19 protein-coding genes are annotated in these 20,273 nt (G+C 64.1%); 3 read left to right on the top strand and 16 right to left on the bottom strand.

Annotated features, from left to right (window positions below; translation table 11 throughout):
• From urtC to urtE, 3 genes are read left to right on the top strand one after another with little or no spacing between them, the layout of a single operon-like run.
• Entirely contained in the window at positions 1-1,233 is a 1,233-nt protein-coding gene (urtC, locus tag D1012_RS12730; RefSeq protein ID WP_118152770.1) for an urea ABC transporter permease subunit UrtC, read from the top strand.
• The gene (gene urtD / locus D1012_RS12725) at positions 1,230-1,979 is read left to right on the top strand and encodes an urea ABC transporter ATP-binding protein UrtD (RefSeq protein ID WP_118152768.1); all 750 of its coding nucleotides are present in this window, start codon (positions 1,230-1,232) and stop codon (positions 1,977-1,979) included. The genes urtC and urtD overlap by 4 nt, the downstream gene beginning before the upstream one ends.
• Entirely contained in the window at positions 1,976-2,671 is a 696-nt protein-coding gene (urtE, locus tag D1012_RS12720; RefSeq protein WP_118152766.1) for an urea ABC transporter ATP-binding subunit UrtE, read from the top strand. The genes urtD and urtE overlap by 4 nt, the downstream gene beginning before the upstream one ends.
• A gap of 263 nt (positions 2,672-2,934) precedes the next feature.
• Here the strand turns inward: urtE and D1012_RS12715 are convergent, their stop codons facing one another.
• The 16 genes from D1012_RS12715 to bchF all read right to left on the bottom strand — a co-directional run bounded on the left by D1012_RS12715 (position 2,935) and on the right by bchF (position 20,201).
• On the bottom strand, positions 2,935-3,510 hold the full coding sequence (locus tag D1012_RS12715) for a hypothetical protein (protein ID WP_158569342.1): 576 nt from the start codon (positions 3,508-3,510) through the stop codon (positions 2,935-2,937).
• A gap of 377 nt (positions 3,511-3,887) precedes the next feature.
• Positions 3,888-4,373 (bottom strand): c-type cytochrome, encoded by a 486-nt coding sequence (locus D1012_RS12710; protein ID WP_118152761.1) that lies wholly within the window; start codon positions 4,371-4,373, stop codon positions 3,888-3,890.
• Between the two features lie 111 nt (positions 4,374-4,484).
• The gene (hemA, locus tag D1012_RS12705; RefSeq protein WP_118152760.1) at positions 4,485-5,696 is read right to left on the bottom strand and encodes a 5-aminolevulinate synthase; all 1,212 of its coding nucleotides are present in this window, start codon (positions 5,694-5,696) and stop codon (positions 4,485-4,487) included.
• Positions 5,686-6,525, bottom strand: coding sequence for a putative photosynthetic complex assembly protein PuhE (puhE, locus tag D1012_RS12700; protein WP_233517111.1), 840 nt, complete (start codon positions 6,523-6,525; stop codon positions 5,686-5,688). Before puhE ends, hemA begins: the two co-directional genes overlap by 11 nt.
• Before the next feature lie 99 nt (positions 6,526-6,624).
• The gene (gene acsF / locus D1012_RS12695) at positions 6,625-7,737 is read right to left on the bottom strand and encodes a magnesium-protoporphyrin IX monomethyl ester (oxidative) cyclase (protein WP_118152756.1); all 1,113 of its coding nucleotides are present in this window, start codon (positions 7,735-7,737) and stop codon (positions 6,625-6,627) included.
• The gene (locus D1012_RS12690; protein ID WP_118152754.1) at positions 7,734-8,030 is read right to left on the bottom strand and encodes a hypothetical protein; all 297 of its coding nucleotides are present in this window, start codon (positions 8,028-8,030) and stop codon (positions 7,734-7,736) included. The genes acsF and D1012_RS12690 overlap by 4 nt, the downstream gene beginning before the upstream one ends.
• Before the next feature lie 12 nt (positions 8,031-8,042).
• The gene (puhC, locus tag D1012_RS12685) at positions 8,043-8,510 is read right to left on the bottom strand and encodes a photosynthetic complex assembly protein PuhC (protein ID WP_118152752.1); all 468 of its coding nucleotides are present in this window, start codon (positions 8,508-8,510) and stop codon (positions 8,043-8,045) included.
• 12 nt (positions 8,511-8,522) lie between these two features.
• Positions 8,523-9,161 (bottom strand): photosynthetic complex putative assembly protein PuhB, encoded by a 639-nt coding sequence (gene puhB, locus D1012_RS12680; RefSeq protein ID WP_118152750.1) that lies wholly within the window; start codon positions 9,159-9,161, stop codon positions 8,523-8,525.
• A gap of 64 nt (positions 9,162-9,225) precedes the next feature.
• Positions 9,226-9,993 carry a photosynthetic reaction center subunit H gene (gene puhA / locus D1012_RS12675; protein WP_118152748.1) on the bottom strand — a complete coding sequence of 256 codons (768 nt, stop codon included), beginning with the start codon at positions 9,991-9,993 and terminating at the stop codon, positions 9,226-9,228.
• Between the two features lie 19 nt (positions 9,994-10,012).
• Positions 10,013-11,452, bottom strand: a complete 1,440-nt coding sequence (locus D1012_RS12670; protein ID WP_118152746.1) for a PucC family protein — start codon at positions 11,450-11,452, stop codon at positions 10,013-10,015.
• Entirely contained in the window at positions 11,449-12,117 is a 669-nt protein-coding gene (bchM, locus tag D1012_RS12665) for a magnesium protoporphyrin IX methyltransferase (protein WP_118152744.1), read from the bottom strand. The genes D1012_RS12670 and bchM overlap by 4 nt, the downstream gene beginning before the upstream one ends.
• 2 nt (positions 12,118-12,119) lie before the next feature.
• Positions 12,120-13,022, bottom strand: coding sequence for a ferredoxin:protochlorophyllide reductase (ATP-dependent) iron-sulfur ATP-binding protein (gene bchL, locus D1012_RS12660; protein WP_118152742.1), 903 nt, complete (start codon positions 13,020-13,022; stop codon positions 12,120-12,122).
• Between the two features lie 145 nt (positions 13,023-13,167).
• On the bottom strand, positions 13,168-16,734 hold the full coding sequence (locus D1012_RS12655; RefSeq protein WP_233517116.1) for a magnesium chelatase subunit H: 3,567 nt from the start codon (positions 16,732-16,734) through the stop codon (positions 13,168-13,170).
• Between the two features lie 19 nt (positions 16,735-16,753).
• Complete coding sequence (gene bchB, locus D1012_RS12650; protein WP_118152738.1) at positions 16,754-18,355, bottom strand: ferredoxin:protochlorophyllide reductase (ATP-dependent) subunit B; 1,602 nt, start codon at positions 18,353-18,355, stop codon at positions 16,754-16,756.
• Positions 18,352-19,674: a ferredoxin:protochlorophyllide reductase (ATP-dependent) subunit N gene (locus D1012_RS12645; protein WP_118152736.1), complete on the bottom strand. Its 1,323-nt coding sequence runs from the start codon at positions 19,672-19,674 to the stop codon at positions 18,352-18,354. The genes bchB and D1012_RS12645 overlap by 4 nt, the downstream gene beginning before the upstream one ends.
• A complete protein-coding gene (gene bchF / locus D1012_RS12640) occupies positions 19,671-20,201 on the bottom strand; it encodes a 2-vinyl bacteriochlorophyllide hydratase (protein WP_118152734.1) in 531 nt (176 codons plus the stop codon). Before bchF ends, D1012_RS12645 begins: the two co-directional genes overlap by 4 nt.
• Positions 20,202-20,273 lie beyond the last annotated feature (72 nt).

Raw genomic sequence — 20,273 nt, 5'->3', positions numbered from 1 at the left:
ATGACCCGCACCTATTTGTCCCGCAACCCTTCTGTCCTGTGGTTCCTGCTGATCCTGTCGCTGTTCACGCTGGGCGTCACCGTGCTGTCCGAGGCGTATGGCGTGGCCTTCCTGTCCACCTCCTTCATCAAGACGCTGGGCAAGACCCTTTGCCTGTGCCTTGCTGCCCTCGCGATGGATCTGATCTGGGGTTATGCCGGCATCCTGTCGCTCGGCCACATGGCGTTTTTCGCGCTTGGCGGCTACATGATCGGCATGTGGCTGATGTATGCCCGCACCGAAGGCATCGTCATCACCGCCCTGTCAAACGAGGCGCTTCCTGCCACCGCACAAGAGATCCAGAACGGCATTGCAGCCCAAATCTTTGGCGTGGTCGGCGCGTCGGAGCTGCCGCCGGTGTGGGGTTTTGCCCATTCGCTGCCGCTGCAACTCATGCTGGTGGTGCTGGTGCCGGGCGTGCTGGCGCTGGTCTTTGGCTGGCTGGCGTTCCGCAGCAGGGTGACGGGCGTGTATCTGTCGATCCTGACGCAAGCCATGACCCTCGCCCTCGCGCTCTACCTGTTCCAGAACGACTCCGGTCTGCGCGGCAACAACGGGCTTTCGGGTCTGCAGAACATCCCCGGTCTGGACGGGGTGTCGCAGGACCTGATCTCGGTCTGGTTCCTCTGGGCCTCGGCCTTTGCCCTTGGCCTAGGCTACCTGCTGGTGGCCTGGGTGGTCTCGGGCAAGTTCGGATCCGTGATCCGCGCGATCCGCGATGATGAGGCGCGGGTGCGGTTTCTGGGCTACTCGGTCGAAGGCTACAAGCTCTTTGTCTTCACCCTCACCGCCATCATCGCCGCCATTGCGGGCGCACTCTATTACCCGCAGGCGGGCATCATCAACCCGGCGGAACTGGCCCCGATCGCCAGCATTTACCTTGCCGTGTGGGTCGCCATCGGCGGGCGCGGGCGGCTTTACGGCGCGGTGATTGGTGCGGCCTTTGTCTCGCTGTTGTCGTCCTGGTTCACCGGCGGGCGGGCGCCCTCGATCAACCTCGGCTTCTATACGATCAACTGGGTGGACTGGTGGCTGATCCTGCTCGGCCTGTCCTTTGTCGGCGTCACCCTGTTCGCGCCCAAGGGCATCGGCGGCTTGTTCGACCTGTGGCAGGGCTTGCGCAGCCCCGACCGCAAGGGCGCGACGCTGGGGCCTGACGACGGGTCGCTCATGGAAAAGGAGGCCAAGGAATGACCCAGCTTCTCGAAGTCTCCGGCGTGTCGGTCACCTTTGACGGCTTTCGCGCCATCAACAACCTGTCCTTCTCCATCGGTCCGGCGGAATTGCGCGCGATTATCGGGCCCAATGGCGCGGGCAAGACCACGTTCATGGACATCGTAACCGGCAAGACCCGCCCGGATGAAGGTCGGGTGCTGTGGGGGGCAAAGCTGCAATCGCTGCTGTCGATGTCCGAGGCGCAGATCGCCCGCGCCGGGGTGGGGCGCAAGTTTCAGCGGCCAACGGTGTTCGAGGATCAGACGGTTGCTGACAACCTGATGATGGCGCTCAAGGCGGCGCGTGGACCGCTGGCGGTGCTGTTCTGGTCGCCCAAATCCGCCGATCATGCCCGCGTGGCGGAGCTGGCGGAGGAGGTGGGTCTGGGTGACTCGCTCTCCCGCAAGTCAGGCGAGCTGTCGCATGGGCAAAAGCAATGGCTGGAAATCGGCATGCTGCTGGCGCAGGAGCCGCAGCTCTTGCTGGTCGATGAGCCGGCGGCGGGCATGACCCTCGCGGAGCGCGAGCACACCACGCGGCTATTGGTCGATCTGGCCAAAACCCGCGCGGTGGTGGTGGTGGAGCATGACATGGAATTCGTGCGCCGCCTGAATTGCAAGGTCACGGTGCTGCACGAGGGGGCTGTGCTGGCCGAGGGCACATTGGACCATGTCACCCGCAATCCGCAGGTGATCGACGTTTATCTGGGGCGGTCCGAGCGATGATCAGAACCGAAAACCTGACGCTGCATTATGGCGGCAGCCAGATCCTGCACGGCATCTCGATGGAGGCGCGGGCGGGGGAGGTGACTTGCGTGATGGGCACCAACGGGGTCGGCAAGACTTCGCTTTTGAAGGCGCTGGCGGGCACGCATCCGCGTTCTGGCGGACAGGTCTGGCTGGGCAATGAGCCGGTGCCGGTGGTGCCGCCGCAGGCGATGGCGCGGCGTGGGCTGGCCGTGGTGCCGCAGGGGCGGATGATCTTTCCGCTGCTGACCGTGCGCGAGAATATGGAGACCGCCTATGCGCTGCTGCCCCGGGCCGAGCATCGGATCCCGGAGGAGATCTTCGAGCTGTTCCCGATCCTGAAAGACTTCCTCCACCGGCGCGGCGGCGATCTGTCGGGCGGGCAGCAGCAGCAGCTGGCGATTGCCCGCGCGATGATCATGAAGCCCCGCGTGCTGCTGCTGGACGAGCCGACCGAAGGCATCCAGCCCAATATCATCCAGCAGATCGGGCGGGTGATCGAGTATCTGAAGGGCAAGGGCGATATGGCGATCATTCTGGTCGAGCAGTATTTCGACTTTGCCTACGGTCTGGCGGACCGGTTCTATGTCCTCAAACGCGGCGAGGTGGCGCTGGAAGGCGACAAGGCCACGCTGTCGAAAGAGGTGCTGCGGGCGACTGTCTCGGTGTGAGGTGGGGGTGTGTAACACAGGGGGAAGGGTGTAGGGGTCTTTTGTAATCAAGGGCTTGGGGTGCGGGAATTAAGGGATTATTAATTTTTGGGGTGTCCTGCAGGCGCTTGGTAGTGCGGCAGCAGAGCACTGACTCTGGCCGCATGTTGGGTCGGTCAGCGCTGGGTTGATTTTTGGCCAGGCGGAGTCCCGCGTGAGGGACGCTTTGAGCCCCTTAGCAGACAACAACGACTGAGCATCTCCCAACCCGGTCAACAGCCGCATCAGCCCGCCAAAGCCCGCTCAGCCTCGGCCTGCAGCCAGTCTTCAACCGAACGATACTCTCGCAAGACGGTTTCGTGATTTTCCAGATCAATCACAACAATCCGACCATCCCCAGTGATGCAATGAGACCGCTGGAGCGTTTTCCCAGCGTCATCCTTATCTTGATGCGTCCCAACAATCAGGTAATCCTCTGGAAATCCGGCAGGACGGCCCCAACAGTTGGGCACATTGATGTCCCACGGCTGCATTAAACCCCATGGGCCTGAGAGAAGACCAAATACGGCAAACTTTGCAACCCAAAGGCCGTTACACATGCGATACAGATGCCGTATCATGTCTGGGTCAGCGCCCGCACCAAAATCGACGATCTTCTCGATACTTTCCGTAGTTAGCGGGTCATTGATCCCGATCTTGAAAGCGAAATCACCAACCTCGGGCAGGTGCACGGCCACATATCCGTCACGCAATCTTCGCAAGTCTTCGATCTGCCCAAGATACAAAAGTTCGACAATACTCATCTTATCAGCAACCAAACCCCCGCAACCTGACCCCGCCGCTTTATCCCACTCTCTCATTTCAAACCACCCCTGATTGTTCCGCGCCTCTCCTCTCATGGGGAGGGGATGGGCGGCCTTTCCCCCCCAAAGATTGACTCTCAAAGCGCACCAAAGGGCTGGGGATGGCCGGGGCCTGCCGCAGCACCGATTGAGGTCAGCACTTTATGGCTGTCATGTCCGAATGACGTCTGAGCGCATATTGGCGGTGACGATGCGACTGGCCGCCGGACCGGCCATCCGCAGCCCGGGGGGCTAAAGCCCCTGTTAACCGGGCTTGGCGTCCGCTCAATCGACGCAACCCGACCGTCCGCTTTGTCCGCAAAGCAGCCACTCACTCCCCAAACGCAAAAAGCCCCGGATTGCTCCGGGGCCTTTGCTTTGACGTGAGCGTCAGGTCAGTTCGTCGCAGCAGGGGCCGCTTCGCCCTCTGCCGGGGCTTCCATCGCGGGCGAGAGCGAGGCGATGTAGGCCCAGACATCGGCCTTTTCCTTGGCGTTGGCCAGCTTGAAGCTCATCTTGGTGCGGGCGCTGTTGTCATCCAGACGGGCCTTGAGGAACTTTGCGGGATCGGTGACGTATTCGGTAAAGCTCGCCTCATCCCAGGTGAAGCCGGTGGCACCGAGGGCGACCAGCGAGTCGCCGTAGCCGTTGAAATCGGCCTGGGTGCCTGCGGGGCGGCCCGGCAGGCCGTAGAGGTTGGGGCCGGTCTTGGCATTGCGGCCACCCAGCACCTTGCCATCGGCATCGGCGATGACGTGGCAGGTCTGGCATTTGTTGAAGACCTTCTCACCAGCGGCAGCATCCCCGGTCGCATCCTGGGCCATGGCGGGGGCCGCGAGGGCGAGCGAGGCAAAAGTCAGGGCAGTCAAAGCGAGTCTCATGGGATCCTCCCGGATATACTACGGATAAAGACATGGACCTGCCGATGGAAAAGGCAAGTCACGCCCGCGTGCGCGGAGCGGAGTGTCCGGTGCAAACGGGCGATGGCGGGATTAGGCAACGGCATGGGCCAGCGCGCATTGCCGCCAGAGCGAGGCGAGCGCGCTTACCAGATGGTCGATATCAGCGTCGGAATGCAGCGGGCCGGGGGTGATGCGCAGCCGTTCGGTGCCCTTTGGCACGGTTGGGTAGTTGATCGGCTGCACATAGATGCCCCAGTCGTTCATCAGGATATCGCTGATCATCCTGCACTTGACCGGATCGCCGATCATCACCGGGATGATGTGGCTGTCATTGGCCATATGCGGAATGCCCGCAGCATCCAGCCGGGCGCGCAGGCGGGCGACGCGGTGTTGTTGGGCGAGCCGTTCCTGCGACGACTCCTTGAGGTGCTTGATCGAGGCGGTGGCGGCAGCAGCCACAGCCGGGGGCAGGGCGGTGGTAAAGATGAAGCCAGACGAAAAGCTGCGGATGAAATCGACCAGCGGGGCCGAGCCGGTGATGTAGCCGCCGACGCAGCCGTAAGCTTTGCCCAGCGTGCCCTCGATCAGGTCGATGCGGTGGGCGAGGTTTTCACGCTCTGACACGCCGCCGCCACGCGGACCGTACATGCCGACGGCGTGAACCTCGTCGATATAGGACAGCGCGCCATGCGCCTCACACACCTCGATGATCTCGCGGATCGGGGAGATGTCGCCATCCATCGAGTACACGGATTCAAACGCCACGATTTTTGGCCGGTCGCCGACGGCGTGCAGCTTGCGGTCCAGATCGCGCCAGTCGTTGTGCCGCCACAGCACCTTGTCGGCGCGGGAATGGCGGATGCCTTCGATCATGCTTGCGTGGTTCTTTTCATCCGACAGGATCACCGCGCCCGGTATGCGCGCGCCAAGGGTGCCAAGCGCGGCCCAGTTCGACACATAGCCAGAGGTGAACAGCAAGGCCGCCTCTTTGCCATGCAGGTCGGCGAGTTCGGATTCCAGCAGGATGTGGTGGTGATTGGTGCCACCGATGTTGCGGGTGCCGCCCGCGCCGGTGCCGCAGGCGCGCACCGCCTCGACCATCGCGTTCACCACCTTTGGGTTCTGGCCCATGCCCAGATAATCATTGGAACACCAGACGGTGACATCGCGCAGCGCCCCGTCCTTGTGGTTGTCGGCGCGGGGGAAATTGCCGCAGCGGCGTTCCAGATCGGCAAAGACGCGGTAGTTGCCTTCGGCTTTCAGGAGATCCAGATGGCTGGTGAAGAGGGCGTCAAAGTCCATGGGTGTTCTCTTTCAACGTCGCTGGTCGGGAAGGGAGGGGTGATTTGCGCTCTGGCAGCATCCAGCGCCAGAGCTTTTGGTCGGGAAGCGGGATGACCATGAACCAATGCTCCAGCAGGGCGAGCAGGGTCAGGGCGGATAGCAGGGTAAAGCCGATCAGCGCGCCGGGGGGGGCGGCGGTGAGGGCGCGCTCGGTGAAGCAGTAGGAGGCATAGCTGAGCGCGGTGATCGAGACCGGGAACACCGCATTCATCGGCGCGCGGCGGAAGTGGCTGGCCAGATGGGCGAGCGGGCGCGGCAGGAATTCGGTGTGGATGCGCGGGACGCCGAAGAACAGGTTCAGTTTGGCGGAAATACGGGCAAAGAACAGGATGGCAAAGGTCCACAACCCAAAGATGTTGGGCGCATCGTGGGACAGGATCACAAGGGCGCAGAGCAGGGTGATCAGCAGGATTTCGTGCCACAGGATCGTGCCGATGGCGCGCAGGAAGCGGTCTGACAGGGGCGCATCGGGGGGGCATGGCTTTGTGTTCGGCCCGGCAATGATGCCCGACAGAAACGCCAGTTCGACCCAGCCCCAGACCGCGAGGGCGGAGAGAAAGGCGAGGTAGGCGCCTTGCGGGCTGGTGTCGGTCAGCGTTTCGTTCAGGCCGACCACCCCGCCCAGCAACAAGGGCAGGCCCAGCAGAACCGACCACAGATGCGCGTCATGGCCCTGATTGTCGGCCCGGCGCACCCGCCACAGGATGATGCCGGTCGAAAACCACCACAGGAAAAGGGCTGACAGAGCCGCGATCCATGGGTTAGTCATGCTCCATAGGTCAGTCATTCGTGGCCCCCCTGATACCAGAGGGGCCACGCGCGGCGGCGGGACGCGCCCATCCTGCCGCCGCAATCACCGCTGTCGCGGTGATATGATGGTGTGCGGTCAATACGCCGGTTCCAGCCGCACCGAAGCGGGCGGAGTCGTGTGCTTGACCGGGATCAGATACAGCGAGGCAAACGCGGTGAGGGCCCGCAGTGTTCCCCAGGCATTGGTCAGCCGACCCTTGATGCCGCCGGTTTTGCGCCCGGCTTCCATATCCAGCATGGCCGCGTTCATGCGGCGCAGGCCGGGGATCCAGCGCGGGTGGTCGATGTCAAGCTCGACCGGGAACACCTGCCGCGCGATGGCGCTGGTCTTGCGGTACACCTCCTGATCATACCAGTCGATGTCGACCCCCAACGCCTCATGGAAATCCTTGCGGGCATGGTCGCGCACCCACATGGTGGAATACACCGCCGTCAGAAAGAACCGGATCCACAGCTTGTTGGCCCAGGTTGTTGTCAGCTTGGGGTCGGTGCGCATCAGCAGGGCAAACGCCTCACCATGACTGAACTCGTCGTTGCACCATTCGCGGAACCATTTGAAAATCGGGTGAAAGCGATGCTCGGGGTGCGCCTCCAGGTGGCGGTAGATCGTGATGTAGCGAGCGTAGCCGATTTTCTCGGACAGGTAGGTGGCATAGTAGATAAACTTTGGTCGGAAATAGGTGTATTTCTTGGCCTTGGTCAGGAAGCCAAGGTTCACCGCCACCCCCGCCTCGCGCAGGGCGTCGTTGATGAAACCGGCATGCCGCGCCTCATCGCGCGCCATGTAGTTGAACAGCTCGCAGATGTCGGGATTGTTGCCGCGGCGTTTCATTTCCTTGTAGAGCACGCAGCCGGAGAATTCGGCGGTGCAGGACGACACCAGAAAGTCGATGAATTCGGCGCGCAGATGCGGCTCCATGCCGGCCCAATCCACGTGATCCCAATCGGCGTTTTTCTTGAAATGGCCCTTGTTGGGGTCGGATTTCATCTGCGCGATCAGCACATCCCATTCGGCGCGCACCGGTGTGACATCAATGCGGTCCATTTCGTCAAAGTCGGTGGTGTAGAAGCGCGGGTTCAGAAGGGTGGTATCGGTCGCCATTGCGGTGGTGTCGAACTTTCCGGCAAGTTCGGCGTGCAGCTCGCCATGCGTGGTGTCATGCGCTTTTTCGGCGTTCACGTCTTTCATACCGTCAACTCCTCTGAGAACGAGAATTCGCACAACTCCATGAAGTCGAGATCGCCGGTCAGTTTGACCCATTGACGCTCGATCCAGGTGGCGCGGGTGATGGTGGCGATGCGGTCCTCAACGATCAGCTCGCCATAGGCGGCCAGCACCGGCGCGCCATGCACCAGCACCTCGTCGCCCGGATGGACGACGGCGCCGTTGTTGAATTTGACATGGGCGTGAAGCGCTTCGAACCGGTGACTGACCTCGACGGTGCAGGGCACCTGCTCCTTTGTTTTGCTGAAGAATGCCATTGTTGTGTTCCCTTATTTGGTTTGGTCGAGCAGCCGTTCGAACGCGGCTTTGTTGTCGCCGCCAAAGGCATAGAGCTCGGCGCTCCAGCCGGTGGCCGGGTCTTCAGCCACAAGGCGGCCGTTGTCATAGCGCACAACCCGCATCGGCGGATTGCCCGCGATCTGGGCCACCAGACGCGCGCGCGCCATGGCAGACTGGATCACGGTGATGAACCCGCCATGCGGCAGATCCATCAGCAGGGTGCCGTCAGCATCGCGGACCACAACCGCCTGTGCTGACTTGCCTTCCAGAACCAGCCACCGCTCTTGTACGGCAGTCGCGGCTGGGGGGACGCCCACATGCGGGCGGTTGGTGAGGACCGACAGGCTGACGATCGCCAGCGTGATCATGGCAAGGGCGAACATCGCCCAAAGCAGCACGCGGGGGATCATCTCGCGCTCGGGCGATTGACGGTCGGCGAGGGTGCGGAGCTGGGCCATCTGCGCGCCCCCTTATTCGGCGGCCATCACGGCACCCGAGAGGGCCATGGTGACAACGGGTTCATTCAGCTTGGCCTGTGCGGCATCGGCCAGCAGCCGGGCCACGTGTCGCGCATCCGCGATGCAGCGGAAGGCCGGTTGCGTGTGTTTGGCAAAGCCCGGACGCAGATGCGGCCAGAGCACCGCGAAAGACAGCCGCATGCCTTTGGTGATTTCCAGCGCGATGGTGCCGGTGCCGCCGGGTTTCAGGTCAAGCCGGGCGGTGGCGATGCGGACAAAGGGGATGGTATAGGTGACCGGCAGCGCCGCCCCGATCCGCAGGATTACGCGGGCGGTGGTGATGGTGTAGATCGAGGCCCGCGCCTGTGCCCAGGCCAGAAGGTAGATCACGCCGTAGCCCGCAACCGCCAGCACCAGATAGGGCAGGCCGGTGGCCAGCATCAGCGCGGTACCGCCATCGGCATAGGCCCCACCGGCGCGCCACAGCACGACGGCCAGCATATACCCGGCGATCCAGTTGATCTTGTAGGCTTCACGCGCAAGCGCCATGGCCTGCGGTTTGCCCTGCCACAGGATATCTTCCCCCTTTGGCAGACCGGCGGGAACGCCGGGCATCAGTTCGAAATCGAAGTCCTTATTATGGTCCGACATCTCAGACCCTCCGTATCTGCGGGTAAGACGGGGCGGCGCGGGCGCGCGCCGCCCCCCTTTTTGATCAGAACCCGTATTTGCGGTTCGTGGCATACATCCAGCCCGAGGCGACATAGGCCGAGATCTTGTCTTCCTCGAGCTTGGTCACCGTGGTCAGCGATCTGGTGGCCGGGATACCGGCGAACTGGTCCGAGGTGATCGCGCGCACGCGCACCCGGTCGGCCCAGATCCGGGCCATGGTCATCGGGATCAGGCGGCGTTCGCCCGAATTCAGCTCGACCTCCAGATAGCGGACCATCTGTTCGGGGGCATCGACCCACATATCCGAGATCCGACCCACCACTTCCAGATCGGCGGCCTGCACCGGCAGGCCACGCGGGTCACGCCCGGCGCTGACGGCAAAGCCATGGGCCTGCGCCATCGGCACGATCTTGGCATGGCCGTGGCCATCCAGTTCCGGCTCGTCGCGGCGCGGAGCCCATGAGGCGGGGCCGACGCCATCGAGCATCGGGTTGCCGGTGGGGGCGTGCGGGAAGCCTTCGGATACGGCGGTGCGGGCAAGCGCCAGATCGGTGCGGCGGTGCGCCGCCTCATTCTCGGCGGAGGGCACGGTTACGCTGCCCTTGCCGTTGGGCAAAAGGAATGTTTTCGGCTTTGGCAGCGGGAAGGGGCCCTGATTGGGCGCGGGCAGACCGTCTTCGGTCTCCAGCGGATAGCCTTCGCGCATGTTTTCGGTTTGCAGGTAATAGATCAGCAGGGCGAAAAAGCCCCAGAACAGCCAGATCGACAGGCTTGCCAGATCGAAATTGCCAAAGAAAGTGACGCCAACCATGGAATGGTCCTCCGCGTTGTCAGGTGGGGAAGTCGGCAAGGGCGAGTTTGCCCCCGTCGGCGTCCGGTTTCGGTGGGGTCAGGATATTGACCTTGACCAAGGGGCCAAGGGCGATAAGCGTTAGAAAAAGCAGTCCGATTTCAAGGTGATAGACGGCGGAATAGCCGATGCTCGCGTCAGTCAGCGCACCCAGTTTTCCGGCGCTGGCCAGATGGCCGACCACATCGCGCAGGGTGCCGCCGATCAGGATCGCCAGCCCCGCCGCCGTGGCCTGCGCCGCCCCCCATGCGCCAAGCGCCAGACCCGCGCCCGCCAGCCCGCGCGCAGGCATGGTCATCGCAGCGGTGAGGGTGGAGATGCCAAAAAGCCCGCCGCCAAAGCCGATGCCGAAAGCGCCGGTGTAAAAGATCAGCGTGCTGTCGAGCGGGGCAGCAAAGATCACGCAGGAAAACGCGGCAATCCCGGCCAGAATGCCGCGCGCGGCCATGCGGTACGGGTCCAGCCCCCGCGTCAGCCAGCGCGCCGCGAGTAAAAAGCCGATCAGCGCGCCCCCCGCCCACGCGGCCGTCAGCAGCGTGGTGGCCCCGACCGACAGGCCCAGGATCTCCCCGCCATACGGCTCCAGCAGCACATCCTGCATCTGAAACGCCAGCGTGCCCAGCATCACCACCGCCAGCAACCGCCCCGCCGTGCCGCCCGCCATCAGATCGCGCCAGGCATCGCGGAACTGTGGGCGCGGTTCCTCGCGCTGCGCGCGGGTCATGGGGCTGACCTTTTCCTGCTTCCACAGCGCGATGATGTTCAGGACCAGCGTCGCCGCCCCGCAGCCCTGCACCACGCGGACCAGCGTGATCGGGTCATAGTCGCGCAACAGGTAACCGACGATCACCGCCGACACGCCCATGCCAAGCAGGAACATGATATACAAAAGCGCCACCACGCGTGGCCGGGTCTCATCACTCGCGCGGTCGGCAGCGAGGGCCAGACCGGCGGTCTGGGTCATGTGCATGCCCAGCCCGGTCATCAGAAAGGCCAGCGCCGCCAGCACCTCACCCGCCCAAGGTGGCCCAAGATACTGGTCGCCCGACAGCACGATCAGCGCGAACGGCATCACCGCAAGGCCACCCATCTGCCACAGGCTGCCGAACCACAGGTAAGGCACCCGCTTCCAGCCGATCGCGCTTCGGTGGGTGTCCGAGCGATGGCCCAGAAACGCGCGGAACGGGGCGACCAGCACCGGAATGGCGATCATCAGCGCCACCAGCATGGCCGGAATTGACAGCTCGACAATCATCACCCGGTTCAGCGTGCCCAGGAGCAGGACCGTCGCCATCCCGACCGAGATCTGGAACAGCGAGAGCCGCAGCAACTGCCCCATCGGCAGGCCCTCGGAGGCGGCATCGGCAAAGGGCATCCACGCCCCGCCCAGTTTCGCGATGTCCTTCTTGCGCAGGATCATGGCCGGTACTCCAGACAGTCGCTGATGTAGAACCCGCTGCTGATCCGCCCCACGCGGCCAAGACCTTGCCCGGTGGATTTCGACAGCGTGTCAAAGGCATGCGGGATCATGGTGGGCGAGCGGTCAGCGCGCGGGAACAGCTTGCCCAGCGTGAAAAACGCCATCAGGAACGGCGTGCGCGGGGCGACTGTAAACACCAGATTGCCGCTGGCGCGTTCTGCCAGCCGGTGCAAAATCGCCGTAATGTCGGCGGCATGATAGTAAATCAGGCTGTCCATCGCGATCACATGGTCAAACCGGCCATGGGCGGCATCGGTCATGTCGCCAGCGGCAAAGGTCACTTGACCGGCAAAACGCGCTTCCAGCTGGCCTTGCGCGATCGCGATCAGCTGGGGCGAGATATCCACCGCCACCACCTCGGCCCCGCGCCGGGCCAGCTCTGCCGTCATCAGCCCGGTGCCGCAGCCCGCATCCAGAATGCGCGCGCCGGTCAGATCGGCGGGCAATTGCGCCAGCATCATCGCCCGCATCGCATCGCGCCCCTGACGCACGGTCTGCCGGATCCGGCTGACCGGCGCGTCAGAGCACAGGCGCTCCCACACCTTGGTGGCGGTGCGGTCGAAGTAGTGCTCGACCCGGTCGCGGGTGGTGGCATAGTCGGTCATGATCAGTCAAACCCCAGCAGCTCGAAAATCTCGCGGTCGGGCAGCGGGTCGGGGGTGGAGCCGGGCAGCTGCACCGAGCGCCACAGCGTATCGGCCAGCTTCATGTATTCGGCCCGCGCCATCACCACGTCTTCGGCATCGTCCATCTCGAACAGGGTCTTTTTCTTCAGTCGCGAGCGGCGGATGGCGTCGATATCGGGCATATGCGCCAGCCGGTTGAAACCGACACGGGCACAGTAGCGGTCAACCTCATCGGTCTCGCGTGAGCGGTTGGCGACGCAGCCCGCAAGCTGCACCTTGTAATTGCTGGATTTCGCCTGCACGGCGGCGATGATCCGGTTCATCGCATAGATGCTGTCGAAATCATTGGCGGTGACGATCACCGCGCGGTCGGCGTGTTGCAAGGGTGCTGCAAAGCCGCCGCAGACCACATCGCCCAGTACGTCAAAGATCACGATGTCGGTGTCTTCCAGCAGGTGATGCTGTTTCAGAAGCTTGACCGTCTGGCCCACGACATAGCCGCCGCAGCCGGTGCCCGCAGGCGGGCCACCCGCCTCCACACATTTCACCCCGTTGAATCCGATGGCGACATAATCCTCGGGGCGCAGTTCTTCGGCGTGAAAGTCCACCTCTTTCAGAATGTCGATCACGGTCGATTGCAGCCGCCCGGTCAGGGTAAAGGTGCTGTCATGCTTGGGGTCACAGCCGATCTGCAACACCCGCTTGCCCATCATCGAAAACGCGGCCGACAGGTTCGAGCTGGTGGTCGATTTCCCGATCCCGCCCTTGCCATAGACCGAGAACACCTTGGCCCCCTCGATCTTCACAGCGGCATCCTGATGCACTTGCACCGATCCGTCGCCGTCCAGGCCTCTCAGGTTTGGTATCTCATCACGCGGGCTCATTGTCCGCTCCTTTCCAGAGGCGGGCGCGCCTCCATTTTCTGTCTGCAAATATCCCGGGTAGCTCGTTGGTTTCGCCATTGGTTCGAGAAACCAATTAGCTGGGGGCAGAGCCCCGGTCCGAAAGCGAAGTTCAGGGGCCACATCGTCATTCTGCTGCGATCCCTTCCAGTCGGTCTTCCATCTCATCCGCCGCCCGCTGCAGCGCGGCCAGAGTTTCGGCGTCGGGTTGCCAGTAGTTGCGGTCCGACGCTTCCAGCAGGCGCTGTGCCATGCGGTTGCTGGCTTCGGGATTCAGGCCCGCCAGCCGCTTGCGCATCGCCTCGTCCAGCACAAAGGTTTCGGACAGGCGCTGATAAACCCAAGGGTCGACCTGCGCCGTTGTCGCTGACCAGCCCATCGTATTGGTCACATGCGCCTCGATCTGGCGCACGCCTTCGGCCCCGTGGCGCAGCAGGCCTTCGTAAAACTTGGGGTTCAGGCTGCGCGACCGGGTTTCCAGCGCGATCTGGTCGCGCAATGTGCGCACGGTGCCCGCGCCACGGGTCTGGTCGCCGATGAACACCGGGGTTTCCGCTCCACCGCGCGCGCGTTTCACCGCGCGGGCGATGCCGCCCAGCGTGTCGAAGTAATGGTCTACGCTCGTGACGCCCAGTTCGACCGATTCCAGGTTCTGATAGGCCAGATCGACATCTTTCAGCGCCTTTTGCAGCAGCGTGCCGTTCTGCACCGGCTTGCCGGTGCGGCCATAGGCAAAGCTCTTGCGCGCCTCGTAAGCGTCGGCCAGCTCATCCTCGGCTCCGAATGCCGACGAGCCCACCAACACATTGACGTTCGATCCGTAAGCGCCCTCGGCATTGGAAAACACCCGCAGGGCCGCCACGTCCATCTCGACGCCCATTTCCTGCGCATAAACAAGCGCATGGGCGCGGATAAAGTTCTGCGACAGCGGTTCCTCGGCAGTGGCGGCCTTGTACGCCGCCTCGGCCAGCATCCGGGTCTGCAAGGGCAAGAGGTCGCGGAAGATGCCTGACAGGGTCATCACCACGTCAATCCGGGGCCGCCCCAGCTCGGCCAGCGGGATCAGATCGGCGCCACACAGCCGCCCGTAATGGTCAAACCGGGGCCGTGCGCCCATCAGGGCGAGGGCCTGCGCAATCGGGCCGCCATCGGATTTGATGTTGTCGCTGCCCCACAGCACCAGCGCCACGGTGCGCGGCAGCCGCTCTGCCGCCGCCAGCAGCCGCTCGGCCTGTGCAGCACCATCCTGCATGGCAAAGGCGGTCGGCATCCGGAACGGGTCAAAGGCATGGATATTGCGCCCCGTCGGCAGGATTTCCGGCGCGCGGATCAGATCGCCGCCCGGCACCGGGGGGGTGAACCGCCCCGACAGCGCGCGCAGCAGGGCCGGGATCTCATGCTCTTCGCGCAGCAGGCGGTCGGCTGCTGCCTTGTCGGCGGTGTCGGGCATCAGGTCCAGCATGGCGGCACGGGCGGCATCGGTCATCTTGCGGCCCACAACGTGAAAGCCATCGGTGATCAAAGCGCCTTCGGTCTCCAGCAGCCTGATCCACAGCGTATCGAGATCGCTCGCGTCCAGATCCACCGCACGGGCCTGTTCGCGCACCAGATCGGCCAGCTCCAGCCGCTCCGGCGCGTCCATCGGCAGGGCACGCAGCCGGGTCAGCGTGTCTTTCACATCGGCCAGCCCCTTGTACAGGCCCGATTGCGCCAGGGGGGGCGTCAGATGGGTGATGGTGATCGCGTTCGAGCGGCGTTTCGCAAGGGTCGCCTCAGAGGGGTTGTTGGCGGCATAGAGGTAGACATTGGGCAGATTGCCGATCAGCCGGTCGGGCCAGCAGGTTTCTGACAGGCCTGCCTGTTTGCCCGGCATGAATTCCAGCGCGCCGTGCATGCCGAAATGCAGCAGCACATCAGCGCGGAAGTCTTCGCGCATCCAGCGGTAAAAGGTGGTGAAGGCATGGGTGGGCGCAAAGCCCTTTTCGAACAAGAGCCGCATCGGGTCGCCTTCATAGCCAAACACCGGCTGCAGGCCCACGAACACATTGCCCATCTCGCGGCCCAGCACGAACACGCCCCGGCCATCGGTCTGGATGCGACCGGGGGCCGGGCCCCAGGCGGCCTCGACATCGCGCAGCCAGCGGGTTTTTGCGACGACTTCGGCGGCGGGCACAATCGCCGCCACGTTGGCGGGCTGGCCATACATCCGCGCCGATCCGCCCAGAACGGCCTCGCGCAGATCCTCCACGCTTGCGGGCGGGTCCACCCGGTAGCCTGCGGCGTGCATGGCGTGCAGCATGTTGTGCAGCGACTCGAACACCGACAGATAGGCTGCCGTGCCCGCCGCCCCGGCATTGGGCGGAAAGCCGTAAAGCACGATGGCGACGCGGCGGGTGGCCACATCGGACCGGCGCAGATGCGCCAGACGCGCCACCTTGTCGGCCAATGCGCTGATCCGCTCAAAGCAGGGGGCCATGGCGCGGGTTGCCAGCGCTTCGGCGCTTTGCGGCTGGCAGTTCTGCGCGCAGCCGGTGCAGCCGTTCAGGTCATGCCGCCCGGCAAAGACGGTGGGGTTGGTCGCGCCGTCAATCTCGGGCAGGGCGATCAGCATGGTGGTTTCCACCGGGCCAAGCCCGCCGCCTGATGCGCCCCATTGGCCCAGCGTCTGAAATTCCAGCGGATGCGCGGCGATATAGGGCACATCCAGCGCCTGCAGCGCCGCCACCGCCGCCGGGCTGTCATTATAGGCCGGGCCGCCGACCAGGCTGAACCCGGTCAGACTGACCAGAGCATCGACCGTCGCACCGGGAGGCCCGGAGAAAAACGCCTCCATCGCCGGACGACCATCCAGACCCCCGGCAAAAGCGGGCAGCACGGCGATGCCCTTGGCCTCGAATGCTGCAATCACCGCATCATAATGCGCGGTGTCGCCCGCCAGAATATAACTGCGCAACATCAGCATGCCGACCGTTGCCACCGCGCCCTCGGGCCGGGGGATGGCGCTTGCGTCAGTGGTGATGCGATGGGGCAAGCTGGGGTGGTAAAGGCCGACATCGGGGTAGTCGATCGGGGCCGCCGCCTTGATCTTTGCCCAGTCGCGCTTGCCGGAATAGCGGCTGACCAGAAAGCGCACCATCGCCTCCAGATTGTCATCCGAGCCGCCCAGCCAGTACTGCATGGCCAGAAACCACGCCCGCAGATCCTGCGCCTTGCCGGGAAAGTATTTCAGGATCTTCGGCAGCCGCCGCAGCATCGCCATCTGCTTCTGGCCGGAGCCGCCAGAGGGCGCCTTGCTGCCGCGCAGCTTTTTCAGCAGCGCCATCGGGCCCGAGGCCTCGACGCTCATGTCCAGATCGCCCATCCGGGTCAGCTTGACCACCGACGGGTCGGCGATGACCCCGACAAAGGCATCACACCGGCTCCGTGCGGCCTGCAACTCGGGCAGGATGGCGGCAATGTGCTCTTCGATGAACAACAGGTTTGCCACCACAAAGTCAGCGCTGTTCACTGCCGCTTTGGCCGCCGCGAGGGCCTGCGGATTTTCCGCCCATTCGGCGGCAGCATGGACCGAAACCTCGATCCCAGGGAAATCATGTGCCAGCCGTGGCGCGATCCGTGCCGCCGGGCCTGCCGCATGGGCATCCAGCGTGACGATCACGAAACGGTAAACCCCGTCGCCTTGCAGCGCAGTCATCTCCGGCGATGGGAAGCGGTCATCGCGCATAATGGGCCTTTGCCTCATACAGGGTTTCAACGGAAATTTCGGCCACGCCCTGCTCAGACGCATAGGCCTCGGTGTTGCGCTTTGCCTTGCCGCGCACAAAGAACGGGATCTTTTTCAGCTCGCGCTCGGCCAATGCCTGCCAGACCGGACTGGCTGGGAGGGGCGGGGCTTCTGCCTCCATTTTCTGTCCTGAAATATCCCGGGGGGAGGCGAAGCCGGGGGGCAGAGCCCCCCTAGCCGCATCCGCCAGCGGCGCATCCTCCGCCATCTCGCGCAGATCGGCCTTGCCGCCGTGATGGCTGGGGCCGGCATCGGAGTGAAATTCGAAATCCTCGCGGAACATGGTCAGCAGATGCTCTTCCAGTCCCATAACCAGTGGGTGAATCCAGGTGTCGAAGATCACATTCGCGCCTTCAAACCCCATCTGCGGGCTGTAGCGCGCCGGAAAGTCCTGCACATGCACCGGCGACGAGATCACGGCGCAGGGGATGCCGAGGCGTTTGCCGATATGGCGTTCCTGCTGGGTGCCGAGGATCAGTTCGGGCGCGGCGGCGGCAATGGCGTCTTCGACCTCCAGATAGTCATCGCTGATCAGCGCCTCCAGCCCATAAGCCTTGGCGGCGGCGCGCATCGGGCGGGCGAATTCGCGGTTGTAGCAGCCCATGCCGACCACCTCGAAGCCGATTTCGGTGGCGGCGATGCGGGCGGCGGCGATGACATGGGTGGCATCGCCGAACAGGAACACGCGCTTGCCGGTGAGGTAGGTGGAGTCGACGCTTGCCGACCACCAGGGCAGGCGCAGGGCGGATTCATCGACCTGGGGCGACAGACCGGTGAGCGCGGCGACCTCGTGCAGGAAATCACGGGTGGCCCCGACGCCGATGGGGACGCATTTGGTGTATGGCTGGACGCAGGCGCGTTCCAGCCAGCGGGCGGCGGATTCGCCGGTTTCGGGGTACAAAAGCACGTTGAAATGCGCCTGACCCATGCGGGCGATGTCGGCGGGGGAGGCGCCCAAGGGCGCGGCCACATTCACCGAAATGCCCATCAGGCCCAAAAGCTTGGTGATCTCGGCCACATCATCGCGGTGCCGGAACCCAAGCGCGGTGGCGCCAAGGATGTTGCAGGTGATCTGTTCCGTGCGCGGCATCGGCTTTGCGAGGGCGCGGCACAGTTGATGAAAGGTCTCATCCGCGCCGAAGTTTTCCTTGCGCTGGTAGCTGGGCAGATCCAGCGGGATCACCGGGCAGGGCAGGTCCAGCGCACCGGCCAGACCGCCGGGATCATCCTGGATCAGCTCGGCGGTGCAGCTTGCCCCGACGATCATCGCCTGCGGCGTGAAGCGGGCATAGGCGTCGCGCGCGGCATCCTTGAACAGGTTGGCGGTATCGGCCCCCAGATCACGGGCCTGAAAGGTGGTGTAGGTGACCGGCGGGCGGTGATTGCGCCGCTCGATCATCGTGAACAACAGGTCGGCATAGGTGTCGCCCTGCGGCGCGTGCAGCACATAGTGCAAACCGGTCATGCCGGTGGCGACGCGCATCGCGCCGACATGGGGCGGGCCCTCATAGGTCCAGAGCGTGAGCTTCATGGCTGACCCCCGGGGCTCTGCCCCGGACCCCGGGATATTTCAGGACGGAAAATGGGGGCGGTCAGCAGGGCCTTGCGGCGCAGCGGGCGGCTGAACAGGGCGGCGAGGTCGCCCGCCTGTTCGTAGAAATGGACGGGCGTGAACACCAGCTCGATGGCCCATTTGGTGGTATGGCCTTTTGCCTCCAGCGGATTGGCGAGGCCGAGGCCGCAGACGGTGAGGTCGGGGCGTGCCGCGTGCTGGCGGTCGAGCTGGCGGTCGACATCCTGCCCCTCGGAGATGACCGGGCCTTCGGGCAGCAGGTCAAGATCGGGGCCGGTGATGGCGGCGTGCAGGAAGGGGGTGCCGACTTCGAGCGGGGTCATGCCGCATTCACGGGCGAGAAAGCGCGCGAGCGGGATTTCCAGCTGGCTGTCGGGGAAGAAGAACACCGATTTGCCGTTCAGCGTTTCGGCATGGGCGGCAACGGCTTTGGCGGCGCGGGCGCGGGGGGCGGCGGTGACGGCGTCGAAATGGGCTCTGGAGATGCCGAATTCCTGCGCCACCGCCCAGAGCCAGAGCGTGGTGCCCTCTTCGCCGAAGGGGAAGGCGGCGGGCAGATGTCTGGCCCCGCGCCGGATCAGGGCGGCATGGGTGTCGCCGAGGAAGGGTTGCACCAGCGCAAACACGGTTTCAGGCCCGACAGCAGGCAGATCGGTGGCGCGGCGGGCAGGCAGCATGCGGACCGGGCCGATGCCAAGCTGCGCCAGCAGCGAAAGGCACTGATCCTCAACCACATCGGGCAGCGCGCCGACCACGAGGAGGTCGCGCGCCTTGGTTGCGGCCAGTGTGGGCACCATGGCGGCGAGGCAGGCATCTTCGCCTTGGGTAAAGGTGGTCTCGATGCCGGAGCCGGAGTAATTGTAGACCGGCACATGCGGCGCGTGCAGCGTGGTTAGCCGCTCGGCGGCGCGGGCGAGATCCAGCTTGATCACCTCGGACGGGCAGGAGCCGACGAGGAACAGTTGCTTGATGTCGGGACGGCGGGTCAGCAGGCGGGCCACTTCACGGTCGAGTTCGGTATTGGCATCAGCCAGACCGGCAAGGTCTTTTTCTTCCAGTATGGCGGTGCCAAAGCGGGGTTCGGCAAAGATCATCACGCCGGCGGCGGATTGCAAAAGGTGGGCGCAGGTGCGCGAGCCGACCACCAGAAAGAACGCATCCTGCATCTTGCGGTGCAGCCAGATGATTCCGGTCAACCCGCAGAACACCTCACGCTGGCCGCGCTCTTTGAGCACGGGGGTGTCGCGGCAGCCGCGGGCGGGGGAATCAAGGCTCATGCGGTCACCCCCTTGGCATCAGGGGCGGGTGCTGCTGCCCCGGCATCAAGGCGGGCCTGCCGCAGTTTCCACAGGAACTGTCCGGCGTTGATGACATAGGTGACATAGGCGGCAAGGGCGACGGTCATCTGTGCCGCCGGATCGAGCGCGCCGGTGATCAGCCCGTAAAGGTAGAACGTATGCAGCGCGATGACGGCAAAGCTGACCACATCTTCCCAAAAGAACGCCGGGGCAAAGAGATACTGGCCAAACACCACCTTTTCCCAGATCGCCCCCGTCACCATGATCAGATACAGCAATGCGGTCTTGACCAGAATCGAGACCGTGGCGGCGGTGTAGCCATCGCCGGTCCAGAGGAATCGCAGCACCAGCGCCAGCGACACCCCGAAGGCGAGGAACTGCAACGGGGCAAGAATGCCCTGCACCAGCGTCCATTTTGTGGCATCGCGGCGGGCGCGTTCAGCCTTTGTGTAAAGCTGCCTGCGCGCTGCTGGCCGGTCTGGCGAATATGATGGCTTTGGCTGCATGTGCCGCGGCCCCTCCCTTGGTCTGTGGCACTTACAGGTTAGACGCGAGCGTGAAAGTGTCAACATAAACTT

The sequence above is a fragment of the Pseudotabrizicola alkalilacus genome, from assembly GCF_003443995.1.
Taxonomy (GTDB): Bacteria; Pseudomonadota; Alphaproteobacteria; order Rhodobacterales; family Rhodobacteraceae; genus Pseudotabrizicola; species Pseudotabrizicola alkalilacus.
This window is presented reverse-complemented; position numbering and strand designations above follow the sequence as displayed.